This window comes from Aliiroseovarius sp. B-4 (genome assembly GCF_056857795.1).
The window spans coordinates 14900-28882 of record NZ_JBSXNV010000026.1; the positions used below are offsets into that span (position 1 = coordinate 14900).

A 13983-nucleotide genomic window follows, 5' to 3' on the forward strand; every position below is an offset into this window, starting at 1 on the left:
TATAAACGCGGGCTTTTGCCTTGTGCCGACATGGCATCCGCCCGCCATCGACCACCACGGGGATAAGCCACGACCATGAACGCCTTGGATACTTATGACGTTGACACGGTGGTTGCGGGGGGTGGCGTGATCGGCATCGCGATTGCCCGCGCGCTGTCTCTGGCCGGGCGCGAGGTCTGGCTGCTTGAGAAGAACGCCCAGATCGGCGAAGAGACCAGCGCCCGCAATTCCGAAGTCATCCACGCAGGCATCTATTACGACCAAGGCTCGTTGAAAGCGCAGCATTGCGTGCGTGGCAAGGCGCTTTTGTATAGGTATTGTGCCGACAGAGGTGTGCCCCATCGACGTTGTGGCAAGCTGATTGTTGCAGCTTTGCAAGACGAGGTGCCGCGCCTTGCGGGCATCGCCGAGCGCGCCGCGATGAACGGCGTCAGGGACCTGCGACCCCTGAGTGCCGCCGAGGCGTTGGAGATGGAACCAGAGCTGAACGTGAAGGCGGCGCTGTGGTCGCCGTCGACCGGGATCGTGGACAGTCACGCCCTGATGCTGGCCCTGCTGGGCGAGGCCGAGGCACACGGCACCACGACCGCCCTGCGCGCACCCATCACCAGTGGGGCGTTGGGGTCGGATGGTCGGATCACCCTTGAAATCAATGGCGATGAACCTCTGCGGTTGCGTGCGCGGTCTTTCGTGAATGCCGCCGGGCTGTGGTCTTCGGAACTGATGCGCGCCATCGACGGCCTGCCGCCGCCGCCCGAACTGTCCCTTGTGAAAGGCAACTATTTTCGGCTGGGGCGCAAGCCACCGTTTTCGACCCTTATCTATCCGGTGCCACGTGATGGCGGGCTGGGCGTTCACCTGACGCTGGACATGGGGGGGCAGGCGAAATTCGGGCCGGACACAGAGTGGTTGGGGTCAAACGATCCCGCGCAGATCGACTATGCCGTCAGCACCGACCGGCGTGGTGCGTTTGCGGACGCGATCCGGCAATACTGGCCCGCGATCACCGATGCCGACCTTGTTCCCGGCTATTCCGGGGTTCGCCCCAAGTTAGCGGGTGCTGCGTATCCAGATTTCTGTATCAAGGGGCCAAACGATCACGGCCTTGGGCAGCATGTGTTTCTTTATGGGATTGAATCACCCGGCTTAACCTCTTGTCTTTCGATCGCACAACATGTCGCTGATCTGCTGACCGACGAGGGTTGACCGGGGCAGGTCGTTTGCATCCATCGACCACACATAATCAAGTTATACACGGGCAGCATTCAGAGGACATCGGTGACAAGATACTTGCCGAAAAGCTGTGAGGCGCTTATTAAAAAGAGATGCTCGGCGAAAAATTATTGTTGCCAGAGCACTGTTTAACAGCGCGAAATAGATTTTAGAACACTTTGTTGTCAACCCGAGGTCTTACCATGCATACATCCGGTGCCGTCAATCCGTCGAGAATTCAGCGAGCAATTGCGACCCGTGTAGCCTCGGTGATCCGGGGTGGTGCTCTCTAGCATGGGACAAGAGTCACATTCAGCGCGTATCGCATTGTTTTCACTAAGAAATAATGAGAACCACGTTTCCCGTTCACACGGCTATGAATTTGAAGATGCGATTGCTCGGGGCTTGGATGATGCGACGCTTTTCACTCCCGATCCCCTGCAAATGTCGTGGCCGCTTATCAAAGCCAAGCGATATCTGTCAGCACGCGTCGGGAAGGCGCTGCAATTGCCATCAGGGCTGAAGTCGGTCGAATTCTCGCAGGACTATGACCTTTTCTTTTACAGCATCGCACATCTGGAAGACCTTCATTTCCTGTCTTCCCTGAAAGGTTGGAGGACCCGGTCTTCCAAGGCGATTTGTTGGATACAAGAGCTTTGGCTACAGCGGCTGGACCAAATCCCCGCCCTTGTGGATCAACTGAATACGTTTGACCATGTGATCTGCTCGTTTGTCGAAACAGCACAGGTCTTGCGCGAGCGGTTGAACGTTCCGGTTCTGTATCTGCCGTGGGGCGTGGACATGATGCGCTTTTGCCCCTATCCCAATCCACCGCACCGCGCAATTGACATGCTGAGCATCGGCGTGGGCCATGCGAACACTCATAAAGCCCTGATTGATTTTGCGGACAAAACCGGGACGTTCTATTCGTATGAAACAATCTCTGGCCGTGCGATCATGCAGGACTATCGCGCGCACAGAGATAACTACATCGGACAGCTCAAAAGGGCGAAATACTTTTTCTCATACATCGCGAAAGTGGAACGGACCGAAGAGCGTGGCCGGCAGGTCGAGTTCGGACTGCGGTATCTGGAAGGCTTGGCGGCAGGTGCCGTTGTGTTGGGAAACCACATCGACAGCGATGCGTTCCGAAAGCATCTGGGTTGGGAAGACGCCGTGATCGAGACACCGTATGATTGCCCGAATATCGGCGACATCATCGCCGCGCTTGAGAAAGACCCAAAGCGGCTTGCCAAGATCCGACAGCGCAATATCACCCAATGCTTGAAGCACCACGATCATCTTAACCGATGGGAAAAGGTGTTGGAGCTTGCCGGGTTGCCCACGCACCCCAAATTGGAGGCTCGTCGTGCCGCGTTGGCAGAACGCGTCAAGATGGCAGAACAGACAAAAGAGAAGGCGACCACCTAAGTGATCGCCTGACCTGTCGGTCCTGTTTGACGGGTTGCTAACCGACGACGCGGAATTCTTCGTCCAGCCGTCCTTCGGCAACCAGCGCTTCCAATTGAGCCAATCGCTTGTATTTGCGGCCCTCGAAATCGTCGGTCACAAGACCATAGGACTTGACGGCGTCATACAACTGTTGTGCCCCGCGCTTGGCGTCCCAGATCGGTTCAAACCCCGGGATCAACCGTTCGATCTTCGCTGAACTGACGCGATATGATCGGTTGTCCGGTCCCGCATCAGACGCATAGTCGATCTCGGACCCATCGACGGTGTCGGCCACAATCTCGGCCAGTTCCTTGATCTGATAGTTGTTTTCCGTGCGGCAGACATTGAAGGCCTCGCCCCGGATCGCGTCGGCATCGGCATCAAGAGCAGCCAGGAAGGCGCGGGCCATATCCTCGACATGGATGATGGGCCGCCACGGCGTGCCATCCGACATCATCATGATCTTGCCGGTGGTGAACGCGTGCGCAATCAGGTTGTTCAATACAATATCGAACCGCATTCGCGGACTGACCCCATAGGCGGTGGCAAACCGCAGGAAGACCGGGCAGAAATCGTCATCTGCCAACGGTTTCAGATCGCGTTCTGCCAGCACCTTGGACACGCCGTAATCGGTCTGCGGGTTCAGCTTGCCGCCTTCGTCCACCAGGCCTTCGCCCGCCTTGCCATAGTTCGAACAGGACGAGGCAAAGACGAAGCGGGACACGCCTGCCTCTTTCGCGCAGCGTGCGACATGCACGGTGCCTTCGTGGTTGATCGCCTGGGTCAGACCGGGCCGCAACTGTCCCAACGGATCGTTGGACAGCGCGGCCAGATGCACGACTGCATCAAAACCCCGCAGATCATCGACCGTCAGGTCGCGAATGTCCTTGCCCAGATTGGGGATGTCGGGCAGATCGCCGCCCGGCGGAAAATCAGCCTGATCAAAGAGATTTATATCGCACCCAGTCACCTGGATTCCCGCCGCGGCCAATACCGGGGCGGTGACCGTCCCCACGTAGCCGAGATGCCCCGTTAGAAGAACCTTCCGTGTTTTCCCATGTTGCCCAGGGTCTGTTACCATTTTTCCACATCTCCTCAAGCCGGCGTTTGTCCGCCAGGTGATCCATACAATACCAGAAACCCGGATGGCGGTATGCCATCAATTCACCCATTTCCATGAGCTTGGGCAGCGGGCCTTCTTCCCACATGATTTCGTCGCCGTTCACATCTGCGACCGCTTGGAACACTTCTGGTTCCAGAACAAAGAAACCGCCATTGATCCAATCCACGGCAGTTTCCGGTTTTTCTTCGAACCCGTTGACCTGCCCGTCCTCTTCAACCGACAAATGTCCGAAAGTTGTCAGGGGACGCACCATGGTCATGGTGGCGAGTTTACCATGTGATTTGTGATACGCGACCAATGCGTCGATATCGACATTCGAGACGCCGTCACCATAGGTCAGCATGAATGTCTCGCCGCCCAGATAAGGCTCAAGCCGCGCAAGACGGCCGCCGGTCATGGTATCAATACCGGTATCAATCAGGTCGATGGTCCAGGGCGGAATGGGGGCTTGATCATGTCCGTTCCCCTCGGGTTCGCCAAACAGTTCTCGATTGGCAAAATCCACCCGCAGATTGCCGCTATACTGGCACAGATCAGACACGTATTTCTTGATCTGGTCGCCCATATAGCCAAGCGCCAGCACAAAATCATGATGCCCATAGGTCGAATAATGCTGCATGATGTGCCACAGGATCGGTCGGTTCGCGACCTCGACCAGCGGTTTTGGTCGGACGCGGGTTTCTTCGATCAATCTCGACCCTTTACCACCCGCAAAAATTACCGTTTTCAAAATTACCTCCTCAAGAAATCTTAACCAAATGAAACCTGACCGCCGCCGAAAATTTGCTTAAGTCGCTTGACTGTATCGACGTTCCAAACCGACAGCACAACTATTGGAGCGATAACCGTCTCTGGCAACGTTTTTTTGCCGTGAATGCTGTGCGTGTGACGCTTAAGCGTAAAATTCGTTGGGGGGGCGCGAAGGTCGGTTTTGTGCATGACTAAACGCTCAATTGTTTTTTCAGGTGATCGGCCAACCGGAGTGACAACTGAACGATTGTCAATGTTGGATTGGCAAAGCCGCCCGAGGCAAACACCGATGATCCGCCGATATAGAGGTTGTCCTGATCGTGAACCCTCAGGTTTGCGTCAACAACTCCGGTGGCAGGGTCGGCGCTCATCCGTGTGCCGCCCATGTGATGCCAACTTGCGATGACCCCGTCGGCGGGCAGCGGCAGGTTGTCGTCCAACACCCAGTCGAACAGGCGCACACGCCCGATATCCAGATCCGCAAACGCCTGCGCCAATGCCTGAACCGAGCGTGCGATGGTCTTTCGGTCGATCCCAGACCTTTGCCAATGAAGCACCACTTTTGGGATGCCAAGCGCGTCCTTTTCGTCGCCAAGCGCCACGCGATTGTCGGCGGTCGGTGCCTGTTCCCAATAACCCATGATGCGCGCACCGCAGACCAACTTCTTGTCGCCCATCAGCCGTTGGCCCAGCTTGGGCGCGATGCACAGAAGGTCTGCGATCAGGGCACGCGTGCCGGTATAGGCATTTGGGTTCACCTCGAACGAGGCATTGAGCACGCCGTTTTCCCGTTGCGCCGCGGGGCTGAGTGCGAAACGTGCCTGCCCCTCCTCGTCCGGTCCAAGCGCGTCTGCGTCGGCGATGACTTCGGCGACGCTCATGGTGAAATGCTCCATCCAATAGCGGCCTATCCCATCGTGGTTCCGGATGATCTTTCTGTCGTTCTGTTCGTTTATCCACAGAAGCAAACGCGAGTTTTCGATGCCCCCGGCGCAGAGCACGAAGTAGTCGGCTTCGATGGTCCAGCGTGTGCCTTGCATGGTCTGAACGGTTGCGCTTTGAATGCGGCCCGCATCCGATGTCAGGTTGGTCAGCGCCGTGTTCAGGACAACCCGCAGGTTTTCGCTGGAATCGGCATAGGGGCGGTATTTCTCGCCAAACCTGACGGGCGGGCTGTATTCGAACTTGGTGCGACGTAGAGTATCACCAAGAGCCTGATCGTTAAAAATTCCGGGAATTTCCAGAACCTCGGCGGCGGGTTTCAGGTAAGGTAGCAGAGCGTCCGACGCGATCGGCCAGCCGGTCCCGGGGGCCACGGGGTTTTCCTGAAAATCCGATGGATCAAGCGGACGGCAGATGCCACCCCAATGCCCCGACGTGCCGCCAAAATAGCGCAGCCGGGCGTATTCGAGGTCGAAATACTCGTCCCCTAGAACGGCGCCCTGATAAAGCGCCTGCGAGGCATCCTCGACCTCTTCCCCGCCTGCTTCGACCAGCAGGACATCAATGCCGGCCTCGGCCAGTTCATGTGCCAGTGTCATACCAGCAGGGCCAGATCCGAAAATGCAGACCCGCGCTGTTTCGATGTGGGTTCGGGGGAAATCTTTGGCATTGATAAACATCTGAAAACCCTCCCTCGGACTAAAATGGACGCCACGTTCGCTGTTCAGGCGTGCTTTGCTAAAATAATATTGTTATAAAACGACAAGTTGTGCTTTGTTTCCCTGGCGCCATCAAAATATCGGGCGTCCGGCTCTTCAATTAAAATTACCCTGGCCCACCAGCGTCCACTGTTGAAGGTGGCATTCTTTGGACCATGCGACCTTTAACGTAGCATACTCTTGCGGAAACAGGAAATTGCCAACATCCGCAATAGTATAGCGGTTGAACGAACACGCCAAACTGGTCCGAAACGCGCATCTACATCTTTTCAATCACCTGACGGGCACCGCGTTCGCCGGATTTGAACGCCTCGTCCGTCCACTGATAGCCCCATTCACCGAACCGACCGACATAGTTGATATCGACGCTGTTCAGCCAATCATGCACGATCGGCAGCGCGGTTTCGCGATCGAGGTCGAAGATGATGTTGGCGTGCGGAATCAGGCGGGCGTCGGTGTGCAGGATTTCTTCGTCCTCGCGGATCAGGCCGATCTTCACCAAATCGTCGATCACCGGCTGGATCAACTCGTCCGGGGTGACATCGACGGGGCGGTATTTGTGCGAATAATAGCACTCGGCCTGGATCGACCCGCAGCCCGGCGGGCACGTCTTGTGTGACATCTTGTGCGGGAAACTGAGGCGGGTGAAGCAGATATCTTCGTCATAGATATAGGTCCAGGTGGCCGGGGTGAAATCGTCGCGCGCCAGCCCGATATTGACGGTGATACAGGTGGTGCAGGCCAGTTTGGCCGCCGCCTCGCGCACGTGATCGGGTGCGCCTTTGACCATCGGGATCAGGTCGGGCAGGGGGATCGACGACACCAGGTGGTCGTAGCTTTCAACCACGCCATTGGCAAATTCGACGGTCCGCGCCTTGGGGTCGATCGCGATGACCTTATGTTCCAGCCGCATGTCGGTCTTTTCCATGAACGGCTTGAGGTATGAGATGAACCCGCCCTCGGTCGGATAGCGGAAGTCCGAGATATAATGCACATCCGGCGTTTCAGCAAAGACGGCGCCGCGGATGACCTCTTCCATCGAGGGGCGATACAGGCGCGGACCCATCCAGACGGTGCTCATCTGGTCGGCATCGACGGTGTGGTATTTCTTGCCGTAGACGGCGGGGAAATGGGTGGCGAAGGTCTCGCCAAACACTGAAATCAGCCATTCGAGGTAATTGGCAGGCTTCTCGACGACATCTTTTTTCGATGCTTCGATAAAGTCCAGGATGCACTGGGTCTTCAACTCGTCTGGCAGGTTGTGCAGGTTGGCCTGCGCAGGGTGCTTGACCCATGCGCCGTGATAATAATTGTTCACATAGGCGTTCAGCTTCTCGAACTTGCCGTCCACGTTGTCGGAAAACAGTTCTTGAAACCGTCCGTCCTTGGAAAACGAGATATGCGGGCCGTCATCGAAGATGAACCCGGTGTCATGCACGAAGGTCGCGGTGTGTCCGCCGGGATAGTCGTTCTTGTCATACATACGCGTTGAAATACCCGCGCCATGGAAATGATGGGCCGCGCCAAGACCGGCCATGCCCGACCCAAGAATGACAATGTTCTGATCGCTCATATCGCTTGTTCTTTCTTCAATTCGTGACGCCACCAGTCGATGGTATCGGCCACTCCTGTTTCCAAATCGAATGTCGGGGTCCAGCCCAGTTCGTCGTGCAGACGGGTGATGTCGGCTTCGACCAGAGGCGGGTCGCCAGGGCGGGCCTCGCGCGCGCCAAGACGGATCAGGTCGGCGGCGCCGGTTTGGCGGCCAATCTCGTTGATCAATGTCGCCAGGGGGATCGCCGCGCCGCTGCCGATATTCACCGGTCCGGTCAGATCGCTTTGCAGAAGGCGCACCATCGCGTCGGCCACGTCGTCCACATGCAGAAAATCGCGGGCCTGCTGGCCATGGGTGCACAGCGCCTCGCGCCCTTCAAGCAGGGAGACGACCACATCGGCCGCCAATCGTCGTGGGTTTTCGCCCGGCCCATACAAAAAGAACGGTCTGGCCCATGACCCGGACAAGTCAAGCGTGTCGCACATAGAGCCGAACGCCGAGAACAGTGCCGCCTTCGCCGCGCCATAGGGCGTGTCGGGGCGCAGGGGGGTGGTGCGCTCGTTCAGTGTGACGGGCTGGCTCCAGTCATATTCCATGCACGAACCGCAGAAGGTGACGCGCGTGCCGCCGGCGTCCGCAAAGGCCGCCAGCAGGTCGATTGAACGGCTGAGCCAGCGGAAGTTCTCGCGCGATTGCTGGTTGCCCGGCCCCATATACCACGCCAGCGCCAACAGATGGCTGGGTCGGTGTTGCGTCATCACCGCGTCAATATCGGCGGCGTCCGCCAGATCGGCCCGGATCCAAGTGACGCCATCGCGCGGGGCAGGGGGCGTGTCGCCGCGATAAGTGCCGATGACCGCAAACCCGGCATCGGTCAGTTTTGGCAGACACGCAGCCCCGATAAACCCGGTCGCCCCGGTGACGAGGACTGTCTGAGCATTGTTCAACTTCGAATCCATGAAAACCTAATTTGCTGCAAAATGGGGTTATTTAAGGGCTATTCAGCGATAAGCGGCCATTGCGCGTCTTTTTCGCTGACAACCTCGACGGGGATGGGCCAGTTGATCCCAAGGGCCGGGTCGTCATACCGCAACCCGCCCTCAACCCCCGGTGTATAGAACTCGCTTGCCGAATAATAGGCTTGCGCGCCATCTGTCAGGGCAAGATAGCCATGGGCGAACATCTCGGGCACATAGATCGCTGTGCGGTTTATGGCCGACAGTTCGATCCCGAAATGCTGGCGAAAAGTGGGGCTGTCGGGGCGCAGGTCAACGATCACGTCATAAAGAGCGCCCGAGATGCAGCGCAGGAACTTGGCCTCGGCCGCTGGCGGGGTCTGGTAATGCAGCCCGCGAATTGTGCCCTTCTTTTCGTTGAAAGACAGATTGATCTGGGCAATGTCGGGCTTCAGCCCGTGCGCTTTGAACTCGTCCGCGCAGAAAGCACGGGCGAAATGGCCGCGATCATCGGATATTTCTTCCAGATCGACGACAAACGCACCTTTAAGGGGGGTTTCGTGAAATTTCATGCACCTGTCCTGTGTTCAATAACTTTTCCCGCCAGTGCTAGGCTGGCACTTTTCCAAATTGCTTTTTCATCACCCGGCGACGAAACGCTTCGCTGGGACGATCAACGATACTGTAGAAGAAAACAGAAACGACCGCGACGGCCAATGGTAAAATCAATTTTTCGGTCGGTGTCAGCCCGCCGCCCATCAGCTTTGTGACCAATGCGATCACCGGGAAGTGCAACAGATAGACAGTGTAGGACAGGTTGCCGAAATGCGCGTCCAGCCATCCCGATTTCTGCCGCACGTTCCAAGCAACGAAGGGCAGCAGCAACAGCATCAAAGCCATTGTCATCCATTCTTCGTTGAACGGGCTGGGTCGGGTTTTGATGAAGAATGCGCGAAGCGTGTCATTGGCAAAAAACACCGCGATGACGATGATAAACACCAGCGTTGACAGGGTGACGAACCGTTTGCTGAAGGTGGTATCGCGGATTGCGAGCAGCATTCCAGCCGCAAACATCGGCAGGTAACACAGCACGGTTTTCAGGCCGATGGTCAGATACAGCCACCACCCAACAACCGCACCCAGCATTGACAAAGTGATCACCACCCAGGGCGACCAAACCCTGACCGCGACCAACGTGAACGGCAAAAACAGATAGAACTGAAGCTCGATATCCAGCGCCCACGATACGTTCAGCGCATCCAACCCGTGCGAGGCGACGCCAAACAGCGGAAGGCCCGCAAGGAGTTGATATGGCGTGTTGCCCGTCACCAGACCGGTGGCAAGAATGCTCAACACCACAGCCGCCGCGTAAGAGGGCCAGACGCGCAGAAAGCGTGACAGGTAAAAGACGCGTAAGGGCTGCGGGTGATGGGCATATTTGTTCAGATACATCAACGACACCCAATAACCGCTGAGCATGAAAAAGACGAAGACCGCAGGTTCGCCGACATTCAGGGCCGAGATGTGACTGAGCATTACGAACCCTGCCAACACGAGGCGAAAGAATCCGGGGCCGAAAGCGTTTGCCAAGGTCATCACTTGGGTCCTATCTGATAATCTTGTTCAGACCCTTCAGGCGCGGGTCAGATGTGCCGCCAACCGAAGCGACAACTGCACAATCGTCAGGGTCGGATTGGCGTAACCCCCCCCGGTCGGATACACTGATGATCCGCCAATATAGAGGTTCTCTAACCCGTGCACTTTCAGGTCTTTGTCCGTGATGCCGCGCGCGGGATTGCGGCTCATCCGAGTGCCCCCCATATGATGCCAGATCGCCATCATACCGTCATCCGGAATCGGGCCATCATCGACAATCCAATCGGCCAGACGCACACGGCCTTTGCCGGTTTGGGCCAGTTCATTGGCAAATATTCGTACTGTCTCTACGATTGTGGTCCGATCCGTTTCACTGCGGCGCCAATGAAGCTCCGGTCGTGGGATGCCGAACGCATCGCGGGCCGAGGACGCCAGCACCACGCGGTTTTCCGCGACCGGCGCCTGTTCCCACTGCCCCTGCAAACGCGCGCCGCAGACAAGCTTTTTCCCCAACGCTTCGAATAGGCGCGATCCAAGGGCCGGGGCGATGCAGGCGACATCTGCCACCAACTTTTTTGTGCGGCTGTAAGAATATCGCTCGACCTGAAGCGCAGCGTTGAAGACGCCGCTTTGATCCTGCCGGGCGCGGGTCAGCGAAAAGGTTGCCTCGTCATTATAGAAGAAATCCGGGGGCAGGTCTTCAAACAGCACTTCGCCCAGCTGTGCGTGGGGATGTTCGGTCCAGTAGCGCCCGATCAGATCGTGGTTGGGCACAAGGGCGTTGTTGTTCTGGGCGTTAAGCCAGAGCAGAAGACGTGAATTTTCGATCCCACCAGTGCAGAGCGCGAAGGTGCGGGCAGGCAGGCGAAACTCCTCGCCGCCGCGCCGCTGAAGCCGGGCTGCGGTCAATCGCTGCCCGTCGTGGTCAACCCCGACCAGCGTGCTGCCCAAATAAGTCGTCAAATTGGCGGATTGCGCGATATCGGCGTAATATTTCTCGTTGAACACGACTGGCGGGCTCCACTGAAACCGGGTCTTGCGGATCGTGTCGGTATAGGCCGCGTCTTGGAAATCATTGGGGATTTCAAGAATTTCACAGGCCTCGTCCAAAAAAGGAGAGATATCGCCGATGTCGATTGGCCAGCCTGTGTTGTCGTCAGCGCCCCGCGACAGGAAATCTTCGGGCTCCAACGGAATGCAATGGCCCGCCCAATGGTTCGATGACCCACCAAGCATCCGCAATCGCGCGTTATCAAGATCGTGGTAAGGATCCCCGACCACAGTGCCTTCGTACTGTTCCTGTGACCAGTCGTCATATTCCAGGCTGCCAGCCTCGACCAATGCGACGCGCTGGCCAGAGTCAGCCAACTTGATCGCCAGGGTCATTCCCGCCGGTCCAGACCCGATCACGCAAACGTCGACCGGATCAACCGAAGTCGATACTGGCGACGTTTCGGGAACAAACACTAGATGTCGTCCTTTCTGAGAACCCAACCATTTCGGGTGTTCAGCACAGCCCCACCCACCATCAGGCAGAGCGGTAAATGGATAGCGAGCCGAAGGAACGACCGGCGTTTGATGCTGGAAGCCAAGTTCTTTTTCTTCATGTCAAATAAATGTTTCAAGTTAATAACTGTATGAAGTCTATCCACCAATCCATTAGAAATCAAGATATTAGCGCGCGCAAGCCTGTTACATATATAACATAATCATCCTTATCAGCCATACATGATGTGGCAAATCCGATGAACAGCGGGTTCGGCTCTATGTATTTTCAGCCAACCGCCGCACAAATTTCTCGCCGGTATGTGCATTGAGATAGCGGCGCGCGGTTTTCAGATATCCACTGTCTTTCAGGTTACGGGCATTGCGGTAATGGATCGTATAGATCTCTAGATCTGTGGGCAAGGAACGCCCGCGCAGTTTGCCGCCCAAAATAAAATGCTGTTCCTCTGGCAGGATGTTCCAGTCAAGCCCCGCCCTGCGAATAGCGGCAGGCAGGGTCATCTGGTCAAGATACGGTCGGCGTTTTTCCAATGTCTCGACGCTGTCGACTATCTGCGCGGTGTCATACCAGACATCCGGGAAACGTCCCTGGCCCGTGTCGTGTTCGGGAAAGGCCACAAGACCTGCACTGAAATAAGGAATGACAGCCCCCTTGCTGCGGCGCATCAGCGGGTAACGCTCAGACGGGATCGGCATGTCAAGCGCGCCATAGATGACATCCCAGACCGACTGTTCTGCCCACAGCATCGAGGCGGCCATGGAACAGGACACGTGCCCCTGCTTGACGATATTCTCGGGCGTGTTGTCGCGGATAAACAACACATCCGAATCCACGAACATCGAGAAGGCGCTGTCGCGTTTTTCCAACGCGGCCAACATTTTGTTGCCATGCGGATAAGCAGGGTCAAAGCGATCTTTGGTTGAAAAGGTCCGCAGTTCTGCCCCCATCATTTCGTGGGCTCGATGCACTGCCGGGTGCAGGTCGTCATAACGGTGTTCAGGGCAGTAGCCCACGGCCTTCACCGTGGCCGGGAAATGAGTTCGGATCGAAGCCAGAAGGTTGCACGCCATGATCTCGTAATCCGGCGGTTCGACGATGTAGAAAATCGTCAGATCGTTGGTGTCCGGCACAGCCCCCACTCGTGAGATCCTATTTCAATGCCTGATTGGGGTCGATGCCGACCTGTTTGCACATCCGGTCCGCATAAGACCCTTCAAGCGGTGCATTCTTGCGCCACCACGGCTTTGTGCCGTTGGTATACAGGTGGACCGACAGGGTGTTGTCGGTGAAATGTCCCTCGACCCGGCCATAGGGGTCATAGAAGATGTCATTCAGCTGGAACGGCACCGGATACAGGTAATCCGGGCTGAGCGCCCGTTTATAATCGCCGGTCTGCTGGGCAAAGTAGGTGAAGGCCTGCGGACCAAAGGCCGTGCGTTCGGCCTTGTAAATCCGCACGGCAAGCGGGTCGGACGCAAACCGTTCCAGCTTGCGCTTCTGGTTCTTGTTGAACCAAGGCGGAGCCTCGGGCAGGTTCTCATAGTAATCCAGCAGCATGTCGATCAAATCGCCCTGCGCCGGGATAGAGACCACGCCGCAATTCAGCGCGCCGCGAAAGCCGTGACCGGCATAGATATGCTTCATGTCGTCAGGAAACGGTTTGTGGCAGAAAGCGTCGCAGTCAATCCAGATCGCGTCGGTCTTCTTGATCATCTTATAGCGAAAGACGTTGGACAGGAATGACGCGCTTGTCTGGTCGACGATGGACATATCAATATCCATAATCTCGGACGCGGGGCGAATTTCGACCCCTTCGGGCGCGTTTTGCACATCATCCGTGCAATAAAGCGTGGTTGGGTGCCCGGCCAGAATATGCGATTTCAGGCAAAGCTGATTCAGGTAATGCAGCTTGTCCCCGATCCAAAGCGATGCGACGGGGCGCCGGTTCAGTTCTGCCATGAAAAACTCCGCTTTGATTGGCCGCACCCATGCGCAGGCCCAGTCTCGTTCGGGTTTAGGAATGGCCATTTTCCCCTGAACTGTCCAGTGCCTTCGTGCCAAACTGCAGCCCGGATTGCAGGCGACGGCCTTGATTTCCCTACCATCCGTGATCTGTCCGTGGCAGGTTTGGCAGGTAAAACCCACCGGCTTGGCCCCAATCAAGCCAAAGC

General features: G+C 56.9%; 12 protein-coding genes. 2 read left to right on the forward strand and 10 right to left on the reverse strand.

Annotated elements, in window-relative coordinates:
- Nucleotides 1–75: 75 nt before the first annotated feature.
- Together AC13C8_RS01855 and AC13C8_RS01860 are read left to right on the forward strand one after the other, a co-directional pair.
- On the forward strand, nucleotides 76–1206 hold the full coding sequence (locus AC13C8_RS01855; protein ID WP_482846238.1) for an NAD(P)/FAD-dependent oxidoreductase: 1131 nt from the start codon (nucleotides 76–78) through the stop codon (nucleotides 1204–1206).
- A gap of 450 nt (nucleotides 1207–1656) precedes the next feature.
- A complete protein-coding gene (locus AC13C8_RS01860) occupies nucleotides 1657–2643 on the forward strand; it encodes a glycosyltransferase (RefSeq protein WP_177179404.1) in 987 nt (328 codons plus the stop codon).
- Nucleotides 2644–2680: 37 nt separating this feature from the next.
- On the opposite strand, the gene AC13C8_RS01865 is transcribed toward AC13C8_RS01860, so the two are convergent.
- The 10 genes from AC13C8_RS01865 to AC13C8_RS01910 form a co-directional block, all read right to left on the reverse strand.
- On the reverse strand, nucleotides 2681–3679 hold the full coding sequence (locus AC13C8_RS01865) for an NAD-dependent epimerase/dehydratase family protein (RefSeq protein WP_218142263.1): 999 nt from the start codon (nucleotides 3677–3679) through the stop codon (nucleotides 2681–2683).
- Nucleotides 3606–4517, reverse strand: coding sequence for a sugar phosphate nucleotidyltransferase (locus tag AC13C8_RS01870; RefSeq protein WP_218142264.1), 912 nt, complete (start codon nucleotides 4515–4517; stop codon nucleotides 3606–3608). Before AC13C8_RS01870 ends, AC13C8_RS01865 begins: the two co-directional genes overlap by 74 nt.
- Before the next feature lie 211 nt (nucleotides 4518–4728).
- A complete protein-coding gene (locus tag AC13C8_RS01875) occupies nucleotides 4729–6159 on the reverse strand; it encodes a GMC oxidoreductase (protein ID WP_482846239.1) in 1431 nt (476 codons plus the stop codon).
- Between the two features lie 298 nt (nucleotides 6160–6457).
- Nucleotides 6458–7771: a protoporphyrinogen/coproporphyrinogen oxidase gene (locus AC13C8_RS01880; protein WP_091433317.1), complete on the reverse strand. Its 1314-nt coding sequence runs from the start codon at nucleotides 7769–7771 to the stop codon at nucleotides 6458–6460.
- Complete coding sequence (locus tag AC13C8_RS01885; protein WP_482846240.1) at nucleotides 7768–8712, reverse strand: NAD-dependent epimerase/dehydratase family protein; 945 nt, start codon at nucleotides 8710–8712, stop codon at nucleotides 7768–7770. Before AC13C8_RS01885 ends, AC13C8_RS01880 begins: the two co-directional genes overlap by 4 nt.
- A 38-nt stretch (nucleotides 8713–8750) precedes the next feature.
- A complete protein-coding gene (rfbC, locus tag AC13C8_RS01890; protein WP_091433322.1) occupies nucleotides 8751–9281 on the reverse strand; it encodes a dTDP-4-dehydrorhamnose 3,5-epimerase in 531 nt (176 codons plus the stop codon).
- 37 nt (nucleotides 9282–9318) lie between these two features.
- On the reverse strand, nucleotides 9319–10305 hold the full coding sequence (locus AC13C8_RS01895) for an acyltransferase family protein (protein WP_091433323.1): 987 nt from the start codon (nucleotides 10303–10305) through the stop codon (nucleotides 9319–9321).
- Between the two features lie 36 nt (nucleotides 10306–10341).
- Nucleotides 10342–11772: a GMC oxidoreductase gene (locus AC13C8_RS01900; protein WP_322787740.1), complete on the reverse strand. Its 1431-nt coding sequence runs from the start codon at nucleotides 11770–11772 to the stop codon at nucleotides 10342–10344.
- Between the two features lie 297 nt (nucleotides 11773–12069).
- Nucleotides 12070–12942 (reverse strand): hypothetical protein, encoded by an 873-nt coding sequence (locus AC13C8_RS01905; RefSeq protein WP_482846241.1) that lies wholly within the window; start codon nucleotides 12940–12942, stop codon nucleotides 12070–12072.
- 19 nt (nucleotides 12943–12961) lie between these two features.
- On the reverse strand, nucleotides 12962–13771 hold the full coding sequence (locus AC13C8_RS01910; protein ID WP_091433732.1) for a hypothetical protein: 810 nt from the start codon (nucleotides 13769–13771) through the stop codon (nucleotides 12962–12964).
- Between the last annotated feature and the right edge of the window lie 212 nt (nucleotides 13772–13983).